The following is a 13,297-nucleotide window of genomic DNA, read 5'->3' as shown; positions in this document are numbered from 1 at the left end:
CTGTTGGTCAGGCGTGCTCCGCAGTCTCAGCAAGCATCGTCTTGAGAGGCACCGTCCCATCGGCCAGCAGCGAAGCGGGCAGCAGTGCTGCCTTCAGGACAAGCTCCTTACCCTGCACATAGTCCTTTGTGGCATTGATGCAGTCGAGAGCCTTGACCCTCCCGTCCTTGAGATAGACGATTGAAAAGCTGCGGGATGCGGGATCGCCGCGGATGACTTCCTCGTCATATCCCGTAAGCAGGCCGATCGTCTGAAGACGGATGTCATACTGGTTCGACCAGAACCATGGCACGTCCCGCCCCGTAGAGGGTTTTCCTACAATCGACAGGGCAGCGATCTTGGCCATATCATTGGCATTCTGGACGGATTCGAGGCGGATTGCAGCACCATCCGCGAAAGGATTTTGATGCTGGGCGCAGTCACCGATCGCATAGATGTTTTCGAGACTCGTCCGGCAGCAATCGTCAACCACAACGCCGTTGGCGCAATATGCGCCAGCCTGTTCAAGCGGCCCCACTGCCGGGATCACGCCAATCCCAGCGATCACCATATCCGCCTTCAGTCTGCGTCCATCGGATAGCGCGACAGTTTCGATCTGCCCTTCATTTCCTTCCAGCGCGGCGACCTGTGCGCCAAGCTGGACGTCGACACCATGCGCGACATGCTCGCTTGCGAAGAAAGCCGACAGGGTCGGCCCTGCCACGCGCCCCAGAAGCCGATCCTGGGCTTCCAAAAGGGTCACGTCCTTATTGAACTTTCGCAGCACAGCGGCGGCTTCGAGGCCGATATAGCCGCCGCCAATGACAACAACATGCTGAACCGTATCGAGGTTCGCCAGCATTCGGTCGACGTCCGCTCGTTTGCGGATCGTGTGAACGCCAGCATACCCTGCTCCCGGGCAGGAGAGGTTGCGGGGATCTGCGCCCGCCGCCCAAATCAAGGTTTCGTAGCGGAACATTGCCCCATCCAGCGCCACAATCCGCCGCGTCTGCGGTTCAATTGCTACTATCTGATGGTCATGATGGAATGTGATACCGCGTTCTGACCAGAAGGCCGGTGGACGTAACATCAGCCGCTCGAAGGTCTTCGCCCCGGAGAAATAGTCCTTGCTCAATGCCGGGCGATCATAGGGCTGATGGTTTTCCATCCCCACTATACCGATTGAGCCGGTGAAGCCCGCCTGCAGAAGACTTATGGCAGCCTGACCGCCTGCGTGGCCTGCACCGACAATCAGGACATCATAGTGGGGCGTGTCGCTCATGCTACTTCGCGCGCCTCTTCCTCATGCTGCGCGCGGATCAGCTTGCGAATGAGCTGGCGAGCCTGCCGCCCGCCGACATCGCTTGCAATGTCGATCAAGGGCCGGTTGGGGTCGGCTTCCATGCGAACCTGCTGCAGTTCTAGAACCTCCTGGTCCTCCTTGAAGGTTCGGGCGGTCTGCTCGAACACGACATCGGGAATATCGCCGTCGAGGATGTTGGTCGCCATTGACCAGAAATAATGCGTTGTCCGCTCCGTCTCAGGCGTGATGCCGTGGAAGCCGAGCATGGAGAAACCATGGTCGCGCTTGCCTTCATAGGCCCCTGTATCGACATCACAGGCGCCAGTATGAATGCGGATCATGACCGGCATGAACTCGATTTCCTGCCAGCGATCGACCAGCCCCTTGAACCCCTTGGCATCGATATAGGTCGGAGGCGGGACAGAGGCAGGCATACGGCGCTCGACCTTGACCCCATTGGGCAGCTTTGTCGTCTCCGTCTTCGTCTTGAAATGAAGCTCGGGATTGCCGCCGATGGTGTTGGGATGGATATAAGGCAGGTGCGATAGATCCATCAGATTGTCGACCAGCAATTCCCAATTGCCATTCACCGGGAAATGCGCGCCGCGCCAAGCCCATTTCGGATCGTTATGATAGTGATGGGACGGGATACGTTCGGCATCGGCCTTTGAGGGATCGCCCATCCAGATCCAGAGCATGGCATCCTGCTCGACCAGAGGGTAGCTGCGGACGCAGGCGGTCTTGGGGATCTTCTCTTGCGCAGGAATGCGCGAGCAAATGCCATCCGTGCCGAACTCAAGACCATGATAGGTGCAACGCAAAATCTCACCCTCGACATGGCCGTGGCTCAGCTGCATGGCACGGTGACAGCAGCGATCCTCCAGCGCCCCGACATCCCCCGATGCCGTCCTGAAAAGGACAATGGGCTGATTAAGAAAGGTTCGACCGATGCGCTCACCGGGCTTCAGGTCTGTTGCCCAGCCTGCGACATACCAGGCGTCGTACAGAAACGGTTCGTGATCGGCGTTGGCGGCGCGGGTCATGGGATCAGTCCTCCGGAGCGATTTCGATAGGCAGCCCGTTGAGCTGCGCGTTGAAGAGAATCTGGCAGGCAAGCCGCGAATTGGGGCGGCGATGGTCCGAACTGTCGAGGAGGTCGTCTTCGTCGGCCGTCATGGCGGGCAGGGCGGCCACAAACGCATCATCGACATAGATGTGGCAGGTCGCGCACGAGCAGCAGCCACCACAAAGGGCGAGAAGCTCGTCCACACCGGCATCACGAACGATCTCCATCACGGAAACCCCTTCGGACGCCGGGACGCTGCGCTCTTCTCCTTCTCTGGTGCGGATCATCAACTGCATCAATTCTTATATCCTACATATCCGGCAGGGCCGGGGATCTGGGTAGCCACATCAAGCGGCACCCGATTGTGGTAAGGGCATGCCGACACCTTTTCGGTCGGCGCAGGCTGATGCTGGCCCTTGATCTGTCCCTTCAGCCGGGCCTTTTCCGGCGTCGACAGCTTGGGATCAGCCAGTACATTCATCTTCATCCAGATGAAGGCGGCGATGCCGCCGCGAATGATGGGCTTCAGAATGGGGTTCGGCTCATCCATGTTCATGATCGCGCGCGTGCGCGGCTTCTGAAGCGAGAGGATCACCTGACGTCCGAGCCAGCGAAAACCGCGCGGGAACCAGTCATGGGCATATTGGTCAGTCAGCGCGTCAGCACAAACCTTGCCGGTAGGAACGCGTGGCCATTCGTGGGCCTCATATTCCTCCAGATACTGCACCGTGGCATCGAAGGATTCGGGAAAGGCGATCGGATTGCCGTCCTCGTCCTTGAAATAGGACATGAGCTTCTGCCAGTAACGATGTGCGCCGGCTTTCTGCTTCTCGCTGAAGCCCTTGAGGCCCAGCCCGACGAACAGACGATGGACGTCGCAGCAGGTCCAGCCTGCGGTATAGATGAAATCGCGGGCCGGGAACGCACCGGGCAACACGCGCGACATCGACTTGTGCACCTTGTTGACCCGCTCGACGGAACCCTGAACATAAGGGCTGTCAGGTCCGTATTCGAACCAAGCCCAGAAGTGGCGCAGTGTTTCATATGCGCGGTCTTCCGGACGTGAAACGATGGGTCCACGGCCCTTGTTGGTCAGCAGGATCGTGCCGGCAGGCGGCAATGTAAAATTCTGGATTCCCGTCGTGTAGATGATGTTCATGAACATATCATCGACGTAGTAACAGGTCGTCAGACGCCAGATCTCGCTATAGTCCACCTCCGGATCGAGGGACTCAATTCGGTCGGCGATCCACTTTCGGCGCTGCTTATAGCTCTCCGTTCCCGGTGCTTTATTTGCTGCGGGAGGAATGGGTGCAGCGGCTGCACTCGTATCTGGATCGAAGTGTTGGGTTGCCATCTCAGCTCTCCTGCGTTTTTGTTTTGGGGCGAATGTGGAAGCGGACTTGTCGGCCATTGTCCAAAGAGAACATGCCTCCTCGGCCCGGCACAACGTCGAGCAACAGTTGCGGTCGGCCCCACTGCTCGAACTGCGCCTTGCCGATGTAGAAAGGGGCAGTGCCGACCGTGCCAAGCAGCACGTCTCCGTCGCCTACCCGCAACTCCCCGTTGCGGTAGCACATGGGTGAGGAGCCATCGCAGCATCCCCCGGATTGATGAAACATCAGCTCGCCATGCTCCTCTTCGATCTGCGCGATCAGAGCGAGCGCGGCCGGGGTAGCCTGGATCGAATGGGTTGCGGACTGATGTGTCATCGCTCAGAGGCCGATCAGAAGAAGCCGAGCTTCTTCGGGCTGTAGCTTACCAGCAGATTTTTCGTTTGCTGATAGTGGTCCAGCATCATCTTGTGATTTTCGCGACCGATGCCCGACTGCTTGTAGCCACCGAAAGCAGCGTGCGCCGGATAAGCGTGATAGCAATTGGTCCACACCCGACCGGCCTGAATGCCCCGGCCCATACGATAAGCCCGGCTACCGTCGCGGGTCCACACACCGGCGCCAAGCCCGTAGAGGGTGTCATTCGCAATCGCCAAGGCGTCTTCGTCGTTCTTGAAGGTCGTTACCGACACGACAGGGCCGAAGATTTCTTCTTGGAACACCCGCATCCGGTTATGCCCGGCGAGAACGGTCGGCTTGACATAAAAGCCTCCAGCAAGAGGACCATCGAAAGTCGCACGCTCGCCGCCGGTCAGCACTTTTGCGCCTTCATTGCGACCAACGTCGAAGTAGCTGAGGATCTTTTCCAGCTGCTCCGACGATGCCTGCGCGCCGATCATGGTCGAGCGGTCGAGCGGATTGCCCTGCACGATTGCCTCAACGCGACGGATCGCCTTTTCCATGAACCTGTCATAGATGCTCTCATGGACAAGCGCGCGGCTCGGACAGGTGCATACCTCGCCCTGATTGAGCGCGAACATGGCGAAGCCTTCGATGGCCTTGTCGAGATAATCGTCGTCTTCGGCCATCACATCGGAGAAGAAGATGTTCGGACTTTTGCCGCCCAGCTCCAACGTAACCGGGATCAGGTTCTCCGTGGCATATTGCATGATGAGCCGGCCCGTCGTGGTTTCACCTGTGAAGGCGATCTTCGCGATGCGAGGCGACTGAGCGAGTGGCTTGCCTGCTTCGACGCCAAAGCCATTGACGACGTTTATCACGCCTGGTGGCACGATGTCGGCAATCAGCTCGATCAGGACGAGAATGGAGGCCGGGGTCTGCTCCGCAGGCTTGAGGACGATGCAATTGCCGGCAGCCATTGCAGGGGCCAGTTTCCAGCAGGCCATCAGAAGCGGGAAGTTCCAAGGGATGATCTGGCCTACGACACCCAACGGCTCATGGAAGTGATAAGCGACGGTATCGTGGTCGATCTCCGAAATACCGCCTTCCTGCGCCCTGATGCAGCCCGCAAAATAGCGGAAATGGTCAATCGCGAGTGGGATGTCCGCCGCGAGCGTTTCCCGGATCGGCTTGCCGTTATCCCATGTTTCAGCCGTAGCGAGCAGCTCAAGATTTTCCTCCATCCGATCAGCGATACGATTGAGGACCAGAGCGCGTTCGGCAGGACTGAACTGGCCCCAGGCATCCTTCGCGCGGTGGGCGGCGTCCAACGCTAGCTCGACATCTGCAGCGGAAGAACGAGCGACGCTCGTAACGACTTCCCCGGTGATCGGCGTGCTGTTGTCGAAATACCGGCCTTCCACCGGCGCCACCCATCGCCCTCCGATAAAATTATCGTACTGAGCCTTGAAGGGATGCGCGACGTTGAAGAATGTCTCGGGCTTGTTCATGATTTGATCCTTAGAACCGGAATGACACGCCGGCATTGAGCACGAGGGGGTCGAGCTTGACCTTCGCGGTGCCAGGCGCGAGACCCGCAGGCGTGGGCAGCTTCCACGTGGTATCCGACGTGGCGAAAATTTTCTTGGCATCGAAATAGATGCCGAAGCTCTTGTTTAGGGCGATGTCCACGCCCCCCTGAAGGACCGGGCCAACCGTGTCCTTGGCCTTGAAATCCTGCAGGAGCCGATCCTTCGTCTTGAAGATGATCGTGTAGTTGACGCCGGCGCCAAGATACGGTTTCACCGGGCCGAGACCCGTGATGTGATACAGGACTGTCGCCGATCCGGGACCGTATGTGACCTTGCCCAGCTCACCGGCGGATTCCAGCGTTCCAGCACCATAGAGCGTCGTTGTGGGTGGCACGCCTACGGCGACTGCCACCGAAACGTTGGGATGCAGGAAATAGGAGACATCGATTTCGACCCCCTTGTTATTGGACAGGCGGGTCGTGCCACCCGGCACCACCTGTCCGCCCACATTGACGGACGCTCCTTCATCCCACTTCAGGTAAGCAAAGCCGCCACGGATCATCACCCGTTTGAAATCGTCCCCTGAGTTATCCTGAGCCATGGCCGGCACTGCCATGAAACAGCTCGCGACCGCGAGCGAAGCCCAAATACCCTTCATGTTCCTCTCGTCCCTTCTTCTTATTGATTAAAGCGGATACGCAGGCACTACGCCGCGCATCGTCAGCCACTGCCAATGTGTGAACTCTTCCCAATTGGCCGGGCCGCCGATGCTGGTGCCGTTTCCTGATGCTCCCGTCCCGCCAAACGGGTTCACCACTTCTTCATTCACGGTCTGATCGTTGATGTGCAGGAGGCCGACATGCAATTGGTCAGCGAACGCAAGCGCCCGCTCCAGCGACGCGGTAATGACGCCTGCGGAAAGGCCGTAATCGCCGTTGTTGGCGATAGCGATAGCCTCCTCGTCGGAGGCAAAGGGCGTAACGACAGCAACCGGCGCGAAAATTTCTTCCTCAAACGCTGGATTGCCCGGGAGCACGTTTGAAAGGACAGTCGGTTGGAAGAACAAGCCGTCGGCCGTGCCACCTGCTTCGATGGTGGCACCCGCCGCAACGCTGTTTTCAACAACCCTTGTCGCATGGGCGACCTGGGCCTCGTTGATCAGGGGCCCCAAAGCCACCTGACCGCTTGCTGGATCCCCGACGGGAAGCTGCGTGGCCGACTGCGCTAGAGCCTTCGTGAACTGCTCGGCAATCCGCTCATGTACCAGCACGCGGCCGGTCGCCATGCAGATCTGTCCCTGATGCAGATAGGCACCCCATTTTGTGGCCTTTACGGCCAGATCGATGTCCGCATCGTCAAGGATGATCAGCGCGTTCTTGCCGCCCAGCTCCAGTGAAACTTTCTTGAGATGTCGTCCTGCCGCTTCGCCAACCTTGCGGCCTGCGGCGGTCGATCCGGTAAACTGGATCATGGCGACATCCGGATCGCTGCAAAGCGCGGCGCCTGCAGCACCGTCACCGGCCAGAACATGCAACACACCCTTGGGGAGTCCGGCTTCTTCGAAAATACGAGCAATGGAGAAGCCACCGCAAACCGCAGTGCGTGGGTCAGGCTTGAGGACCACAGCGTTGCCCACGGCAATCGCTGGCGCAACGGCGCGGATAGCGAGATAAAGCGGGAAGTTGAATGGGCTGATGACACCGACAACGCCGAGAGGACGCCGGCGCGCCATGCTCAGCCTGCCCGGAGAGGAGGGCAGAACCTGACCACATGCCTGGCTCGGCATCGCGCTGGCTTCGTGCAGCAGCTTGATCGACACTGCGACTTCATATTCGGCTTTTGCAATGATCGAGCCGCTCTCGCGCACGATCCAGTCGACGATCTCGGCGCGATATTTCTCTGCCACGGCAGCAGCAGCACGAAGGATGGCAGCACGCTCATCATAGCCAGTGGCCGCCCAGCTCTTCTGTGCACTTTTGGCGGCTACTGCAGCGGCCCGAATGTCTTCAGGACTTGCAAGACCGACCGATCCGAGGACGGCACCGGTAGCAGGCTCAAGAACGTTTGCGGAGGTTTGCAGTGGCGTCCAGTCACCATCGAATGCTCGACCATCCCAGATGTTCGAACCGAGCCACGCACCAGTTTCCTGTGCGTCGCTTTTGATTTCTGTAACCGTCGCCATCATCGCTCCTCTCGCGTCAGTCTGGGCTGACCAACGTCAGGATAGCGCAATTCGCAATTATCCGTATCTCTGTTTATTCTGATAGGCTATATTAGTGAAATGGATTACCGTGCTCTCGATCTGAACCTGCTTGTCGTTCTCGATGCTCTGTTGGAAGAGCGGGGGGTCAATGCGACAGCCCGGCGCCTGAAGGTTAGCCAACCAAATGTGAGCTTTGCATTGTCGAAGCTGCGCACATTCTTTAATGACGAACTTCTGGTCCGCCAGGGCAACCGGATGCAGCCAACGCCCACCGGGGAACGCTTGCGTGACCCTGTTCGCCGGATCCTGGCCACCGTCGATACGGAATTGTTGCGAACACCATCGTTCGATCCGGCCCGAAGCGAGCGACGGTTCGCAATTACCACTTCGGACATCGGCGAGTTGGTCTTCATACCTAAGTTGATGCAAGCACTGGCCCAAAGGGCACCGGGGGCTACCATCCGCTGCTATTCGATGAGGCCCGAAGATCTTGAGCGGGCCATGGCCGAAGGCATCGTGGATTTGGCATTGGGATATTTTCCGGACCTGGATGGCGCCGCATTCTACAAGCAGAAGCTGTTCGAACATCCATTCGTCTGCCTCGTGAGGGCAGGCCATCCCACAGTCGGGTCAACGATTACACTCGACCAGTTTTTGAACCTGGGTCACGTGGTCGTCTCTCAGGAAGGCAGAAGTCAGGAATTGTTCGAGCGCACCTTATCGCAACAGGGACTGTCCCGCCACATTCAGCTCCAGTCCCCCCATTTCGTGAGCACGCCGCTCCTGATCGCAAAATCGGACTTGATTACAACCGTACCCAAAGCGGTAGGCACAACCTACGCCGAACTTGCGGGTCTCCGGCAAATACCGCCGCCACTGGCCATTCCTCCGATCGAGCTACAGCAATTTTGGCATCGGCGGGTCCACCACGACCCGGCAATATTGTGGCTGCGCGCGTTGATTTCGGAACTCTTTCTCGGACGTGATCCCTCTTCTGAATCCGAAATTGGGTAGAACAATGGTATCGGAAGAACAGTTTATAAACGCCGACCGTCTGCCGCTCTAACTCATAAGTTTCATAGATTCATGTTATCCATATTATCGTTCTAGTTGATTGGCGTAATTGCCTCCACCGTAAGCAAACCGGCGCAAAGGAAATAATTCCGACGCCGGAGTGGCAGGTATCGCCCGCCACAAACCGACAACGGGGAGGATCTATGGGCAAGAGGCTGGCAAGCGCCATGCTGTGCGCTGCGGGTATTTCAATCGCAGCACCTGTTTACGCACAGGACAAAGCGGTCACACAACAAAACACCATGCCGGAGGCGGAGGCTGGCGACATCATCGTCACCGCGCAAAAGCGTGCCCAGGGCCTTCAGGATGTGCCGATAGCGGTGTCAGCCATTGGAGGCGATCTTATCGGCCCGAGCGGCACCAACGATGTGTCCGGACTTGGCTCGATCGTACCCAATGTGTCAGTCGGGACGCAGTTCGGCATTGCCCAGATTTTCATCCGGGGCGTTGGTCTCGATAACGTTTTCGTTGGAGCAGACCCGTCGGTTGCAATGCATGTCGACGGCGCGGTCATCTCGCAGTCGATCAACCAGCTCGGATCATTTTTCGACCTGGAGCGCGTCGAGGTTCTGCGTGGCCCGCAAGGTACGCTCTACGGTCGAAATTCAACCGGCGGCGTCATCAACCTCATCACGCGCAAGCCTACCAACGACCTTAATGGCTACATACGCATGACGTATGGCAATTATGACCAGATTGTTGGCGAGGCAGCGGTCGGCGGCCCGATTACTAACGGCGTTCAGGCGCGATTGGCCATTCGCACGGAGGACCGCTCGGGCTTTGGTCGAAATCCGCGTATCGGCACTGACATCGACGACGCCAACAAGCGCTCAATTCGCGCGCTAGTGAATTTTGACCTCGGACCGGACGTATCCTTCCTGCTCAGCGGCGAGCTTCACCATGAGGATGACGCTGCCTACGGCCTGCATTTCAAGGAAGTGTCATTCCCTAGTCAGCCAGTCGGCAGTCCGCTTTATGGCCTTGGACAAGGCGGCTATGCGACTGACATCCGGGACATAGCTTCGGAAGGCCCGATCCGAAACAAACGACAGACCTGGTCTGTTACGGGCACTTTCGACGCAGAGCTGAACGAATTGCTTTCGCTCAAGTCCATCACCAACTACCGGAAATTCTACAACAACCCGCTCCAGGATCTCGATGCCTCAGCGGTGCAAAACCCAACGCGCCAGAACAATTACTCGCGCGGACATCAATTTTCTCAGGAATTGCAGCTATCGCTTTCGACTGAGCGACTGAATGCACTCGTCTCGGCCTTTTATTTCGACGAATATCTTTTCGGCGACAACCAGATCGGCCTGAATCCCGGCATCGATGTTGCACCGGCACAGCAGAGCGTGCGCGTCCGTTTCATGGGAGACGTAAATATCCGCAGTGCGGCCGTCTTCGGGCAAGCCACCTATGAATTGACGGATCAGCTCAGCCTCACGGCGGGCGCCCGCTATACCCATGAAAAGAGGACCGGGAACTCGACGACAATCAACCCAGGCGGGACATTCCTCAGCAGCCCGGGCGGCAGCTTTGACAATTTCTCTCCCCGCCTTTCCATTGAATGGCGCCCCGTTCGAGGGGTGCTTGCCTTCGGCACCTATTCGAAAGGCTTCAAGAGCGGCATTATCCTTGCGGGGCAGCTCAATCCCATCCTTCGTCCCGAAACGGTCGAGAACTGGGAAGGTGGTTTGAAAACCACGCTTCTTGGGAACATGCTGACCTTCAACCTGACGGGGTTCCGATCGACGTTCACCGACCTTCAAGTTGGTAAGTCGGTCCCATCAGCCTCAGGCACGTCGATCAACACGATCTTCGAAAATGCAGCCTCAGCAAAAACGTGGGGTATCGAGCTGGAGACAACGCTACGGCCTGCCAAGGGCCTGTCGCTGACCGCCGCAGGCGGCTACCTGGATGCGAAATTCGATGATTACTCATCGTCCAATCCACTCGAACTCGATCAAACGCCGCCGTCGCCGGTGCGATCGCTGAAAGGCAATAGGCTCGTGCAGGCCCCCGAATGGACCATGAACCTTCGCGGGAACTATGTGACTGATCTTCCGTCAGGGGGAGATATCACCCTTTCGGCCGACGTTGATTACAAGTCGAAGATCTACTTCACGCCGTTCAATGACGAACGTGCATCCCAAAGCGGACGGACGGTGGTGAATGGATCCGTCACCTATCGGATGCCGAGTAACATCAGCGTCTCGCTATGGGCAAAGAACATATTCGATAAGACTTTCTACTCCACCAATTACGTCATCGCCACAAGCCGACTGATCCTAGCAACCTACGCTCCGCCAAGGACGTATGGCATTACTGCTGGTCTGGAATTCTGAACTCAAGTGCCACCTCCGAATGGGGTGGCACTTATTTCGAACAACCGGCAGGAAGCCGCGCGCGCTGGATAGCCAGCTCTCTCATCCTGTTATAGTCGATGCCCCACAAACCAGCGCGGCGCTCCGCTGCGTCGCGCATCAAATCCATATATGCTCCGCCGGAATAAGCGCGATAATCGACCGCATAACCCTGTGCGACCATTGTCGCACCCACACTGGCATTGTTGCGGATGAAACGGCATGACAGGTTCAGGCGCCCATAGCTCTTCGGGGACGAGCGGCATTGCTCTTCGCGACGCAGGGCATAATCGAACAACGAAACTGAGCAGGTCAATCCGCCGTCGCGGGCGGCCAACCCGCGCAACGCCTCGCTCGCCAATACCTTGAGTTGAGGACGATCATCGTCTGGAGCATCGATGCCGACGACGCGCACCCGACCGTTGGGAAAATCCACGGTGTCGCCATCGATAATCCGTGGGGAGGGCGATGAGAGTTTGGTCTGTGCCGCTTCGACGAGTGAGCTTTTGTTCTGCGAGATGGAATAGACTGCCACCACCACAAAGGTCGTAGCCATCATCCACCGCTGGAAGGGCGGAACACCGGGAAACAGCTTCATGTCGCACGAATCTCGCGCAGAAGGTCATTCCAGTCACCGCTATGCGGCGGCAATTTGGTGTGCAGCCGGCGGCCATTCCCGGTGAGGTGAGGCGTAGCCCGTTCCACCGCGCGCGCAGCCTCAATGCCATGCTGGCTGTAGAGAATGACCGTATGAACGCTCTCGGGAATGGCGATGCCCTGATACCGCTCGATCCCGAGCACCGGCCATACGAAGTGACCGGGTTCGAGCAGGTTCATGACGCTGGCCGCATCCTCCACCCCTTCAGCAAGGCGCAGCACGCCGTCGGCAGGGATGCCACCCCAGCGCACCGCACCGACGCCAGGATTGCCCAGCATCCGCTTGGGTTCCTCCATTTCGGCTTTCCAGCGCCCATCTGGGGTCAGGAAGGTGCGGTGGATCGCGACGACGCCGGCGTCTTCTTCGATCGGCACGATCAGCGCCGGGGCGAACGCCTTGGCGGCCCCTGCGCCGCACTGACAACGCGGATCGAAACGCGCGTTGATCCCGTGCGGCACGATTGCCCGTGTCCGCAGATACCGATCGGCCAAGCTGCCGGGAAAGGGATCGGCATGGCGCCAGACGGACAGAGCGACCTTGTTGAGATCGGCCTTGCCCTCTTGGCGCTGGCCCGGATCATGATTGGGCGGGGCAAGGATCTTGCCCGACCGCAGAGCCGCCATGATCGCCTCTGCCGTGCATCCGGCGAAGCAATGGAACAGCACGGCGCGATCACCAACGCGGATAGAAAGGCTTGCCTTCCCATCGGCATGGGCTGGACATTTGCACATCGCAAAATCGCCGGTCCACCGACCACCAAGCTGCCGGACAATTCGATCTGCCTGATCCTCAATCGTGGCGGTATGCCGTCGGGCCATTTAAGAGACCTCCGTTGAAGTGCGGGATCACGGTATCGCAGGGCGATATGTGACACCAGCGAAAACACGTTAAATCGCTTGTAGGATAGCAATGGAATTAGAGCTACTTCTTGAACGGGAACTCACGACGCAGCGCCCTCCAGGCGGGACGATCACAGATGTTCACGTCTGCCAGCATGACTCCGGCAAGTGGCACATAAATATCCGCGTGAGCTGGCGCGGCACCGCGCTGTTCCATGTCGGATTATACGATAAAAAGCGCATCCGATTGTATAAACGCGCTTCTTCCGCGATCCGACATATCATTATGGGCTACGGGTACGAAGGCGTAATAAGTTTGCACCCCTATCCCGGAATGAAGGACGAGGCGACATTTTAGCGGGATGGATTGATGCCTCCAGAATGAACCTTTGTCGCTTTCGGGGTGGCCAAGGCTGATTTCTTAACATAGCCTGTTTTCACAAATGGAGTGAAAACATGGCAAATCGCTTGTGTTCATCCGTGTTGTGCATCGCGCCATATCTCGCGTCGAGTGCAGCTCATCCGGCAAATTCAGCCGAATTTC

Annotated in this window: 13 protein-coding genes; 3 read left to right on the top strand and 10 right to left on the bottom strand. The window is 58.2% G+C overall.

Features of this window, described 5'->3' with window-relative positions; all coding sequences use genetic code 11:
• Nucleotides 1-7: 7 nt before the first annotated feature.
• From N6H05_RS25975 to N6H05_RS25940, 8 genes are read right to left on the bottom strand one after another with little or no spacing between them, the layout of a single operon-like run.
• Nucleotides 8-1,261, bottom strand: coding sequence for an NAD(P)/FAD-dependent oxidoreductase (locus tag N6H05_RS25975; protein ID WP_284114450.1), 1,254 nt, complete (start codon nucleotides 1,259-1,261; stop codon nucleotides 8-10).
• Entirely contained in the window at nucleotides 1,258-2,325 is a 1,068-nt protein-coding gene (locus tag N6H05_RS25970; protein WP_284114449.1) for an aromatic ring-hydroxylating dioxygenase subunit alpha, read from the bottom strand. Before N6H05_RS25970 ends, N6H05_RS25975 begins: the two co-directional genes overlap by 4 nt.
• A gap of 4 nt (nucleotides 2,326-2,329) precedes the next feature.
• Nucleotides 2,330-2,644 carry a 2Fe-2S iron-sulfur cluster-binding protein gene (locus N6H05_RS25965; RefSeq protein ID WP_502958986.1) on the bottom strand — a complete coding sequence of 105 codons (315 nt, stop codon included), beginning with the start codon at nucleotides 2,642-2,644 and terminating at the stop codon, nucleotides 2,330-2,332.
• Nucleotides 2,644-3,705 carry a hypothetical protein gene (locus N6H05_RS25960; RefSeq protein WP_284114447.1) on the bottom strand — a complete coding sequence of 354 codons (1,062 nt, stop codon included), beginning with the start codon at nucleotides 3,703-3,705 and terminating at the stop codon, nucleotides 2,644-2,646. The genes N6H05_RS25965 and N6H05_RS25960 overlap by 1 nt, the downstream gene beginning before the upstream one ends.
• Before the next feature lies 1 nt (nucleotide 3,706).
• Nucleotides 3,707-4,060, bottom strand: a complete 354-nt coding sequence (locus N6H05_RS25955; RefSeq protein ID WP_284114446.1) for a DUF779 domain-containing protein — start codon at nucleotides 4,058-4,060, stop codon at nucleotides 3,707-3,709.
• Nucleotides 4,061-4,074: 14 nt separating this feature from the next.
• Nucleotides 4,075-5,592, bottom strand: coding sequence for an aldehyde dehydrogenase (gene adh, locus N6H05_RS25950; protein WP_284114445.1), 1,518 nt, complete (start codon nucleotides 5,590-5,592; stop codon nucleotides 4,075-4,077).
• Between the two features lie 10 nt (nucleotides 5,593-5,602).
• Nucleotides 5,603-6,271 (bottom strand): OmpW/AlkL family protein, encoded by a 669-nt coding sequence (locus N6H05_RS25945; RefSeq protein WP_284114444.1) that lies wholly within the window; start codon nucleotides 6,269-6,271, stop codon nucleotides 5,603-5,605.
• Nucleotides 6,272-6,298: 27 nt separating this feature from the next.
• Complete coding sequence (locus tag N6H05_RS25940; RefSeq protein ID WP_284114443.1) at nucleotides 6,299-7,798, bottom strand: benzaldehyde dehydrogenase; 1,500 nt, start codon at nucleotides 7,796-7,798, stop codon at nucleotides 6,299-6,301.
• Nucleotides 7,799-7,894: 96 nt separating this feature from the next.
• On the opposite strand from N6H05_RS25940, the gene N6H05_RS25935 reads away from it, so the two are divergent.
• Together N6H05_RS25935 and N6H05_RS25930 are read left to right on the top strand one after the other, a co-directional pair.
• Complete coding sequence (locus N6H05_RS25935) at nucleotides 7,895-8,830, top strand: LysR family transcriptional regulator (protein WP_284114442.1); 936 nt, start codon at nucleotides 7,895-7,897, stop codon at nucleotides 8,828-8,830.
• Between the two features lie 203 nt (nucleotides 8,831-9,033).
• The gene (locus tag N6H05_RS25930) at nucleotides 9,034-11,238 is read left to right on the top strand and encodes a TonB-dependent receptor (protein WP_284114441.1); all 2,205 of its coding nucleotides are present in this window, start codon (nucleotides 9,034-9,036) and stop codon (nucleotides 11,236-11,238) included.
• A 31-nt stretch (nucleotides 11,239-11,269) separates the two neighbouring features.
• Here the strand turns inward: N6H05_RS25930 and N6H05_RS25925 are convergent, their stop codons facing one another.
• Together N6H05_RS25925 and N6H05_RS25920 are read right to left on the bottom strand one after the other, a co-directional pair.
• Nucleotides 11,270-11,854 carry a thermonuclease family protein gene (locus tag N6H05_RS25925; protein ID WP_284114440.1) on the bottom strand — a complete coding sequence of 195 codons (585 nt, stop codon included), beginning with the start codon at nucleotides 11,852-11,854 and terminating at the stop codon, nucleotides 11,270-11,272.
• Nucleotides 11,851-12,537, bottom strand: coding sequence for a DUF7146 domain-containing protein (locus tag N6H05_RS25920; RefSeq protein WP_284114439.1), 687 nt, complete (start codon nucleotides 12,535-12,537; stop codon nucleotides 11,851-11,853). Before N6H05_RS25920 ends, N6H05_RS25925 begins: the two co-directional genes overlap by 4 nt.
• Nucleotides 12,538-12,567: 30 nt before the next feature.
• Between N6H05_RS25920 and N6H05_RS25915 the strand changes: the two genes are divergently transcribed.
• Nucleotides 12,568-12,750 carry a hypothetical protein gene (locus N6H05_RS25915; protein WP_284114438.1) on the top strand — a complete coding sequence of 61 codons (183 nt, stop codon included), beginning with the start codon at nucleotides 12,568-12,570 and terminating at the stop codon, nucleotides 12,748-12,750.
• Nucleotides 12,751-13,297: the final 547 nt, after the last annotated feature.

This window comes from Sphingobium sp. WTD-1 (assembly GCF_030128825.1).
Lineage (GTDB): Bacteria > Pseudomonadota > Alphaproteobacteria > Sphingomonadales > Sphingomonadaceae > Sphingobium.
This window is presented reverse-complemented; position numbering and strand designations above follow the sequence as displayed.

What these genes read in the sequence shown, in the direction of transcription:
- N6H05_RS25955 (WP_284114446.1), bottom strand. Translation starts at nt 4,060, where the DNA reads ATGACACATCAGTCCGCAACCCATTCGATCCAGGCTACCCCGGCCGCG.
- adh (WP_284114445.1), bottom strand. Translation starts at nt 5,592, where the DNA reads ATGAACAAGCCCGAGACATTCTTCAACGTCGCGCATCCCTTCAAGGCT.
- N6H05_RS25920 (WP_284114439.1), bottom strand. Translation starts at nt 12,537, where the DNA reads ATGGCGGCTCTGCGGTCGGGCAAGATCCTTGCCCCGCCCAATCATGAT.
- N6H05_RS25915 (WP_284114438.1), top strand. Translation starts at nt 12,568, where the DNA reads ATGGAACAGCACGGCGCGATCACCAACGCGGATAGAAAGGCTTGCCTT.
- N6H05_RS25970 (WP_284114449.1), bottom strand. Translation starts at nt 2,325, where the DNA reads ATGACCCGCGCCGCCAACGCCGATCACGAACCGTTTCTGTACGACGCC.
- N6H05_RS25940 (WP_284114443.1), bottom strand. Translation starts at nt 7,798, where the DNA reads ATGATGGCGACGGTTACAGAAATCAAAAGCGACGCACAGGAAACTGGT.
- N6H05_RS25945 (WP_284114444.1), bottom strand. Translation starts at nt 6,271, where the DNA reads ATGAAGGGTATTTGGGCTTCGCTCGCGGTCGCGAGCTGTTTCATGGCA.
- N6H05_RS25975 (WP_284114450.1), bottom strand. Translation starts at nt 1,261, where the DNA reads ATGAGCGACACGCCCCACTATGATGTCCTGATTGTCGGTGCAGGCCAC.
- N6H05_RS25925 (WP_284114440.1), bottom strand. Translation starts at nt 11,854, where the DNA reads ATGAAGCTGTTTCCCGGTGTTCCGCCCTTCCAGCGGTGGATGATGGCT.
- N6H05_RS25965 (WP_502958986.1), bottom strand. Translation starts at nt 2,644, where the DNA reads ATGCAGTTGATGATCCGCACCAGAGAAGGAGAAGAGCGCAGCGTCCCG.
- N6H05_RS25960 (WP_284114447.1), bottom strand. Translation starts at nt 3,705, where the DNA reads ATGGCAACCCAACACTTCGATCCAGATACGAGTGCAGCCGCTGCACCC.
- N6H05_RS25930 (WP_284114441.1), top strand. Translation starts at nt 9,034, where the DNA reads ATGGGCAAGAGGCTGGCAAGCGCCATGCTGTGCGCTGCGGGTATTTCA.
- N6H05_RS25935 (WP_284114442.1), top strand. Translation starts at nt 7,895, where the DNA reads ATGGATTACCGTGCTCTCGATCTGAACCTGCTTGTCGTTCTCGATGCT.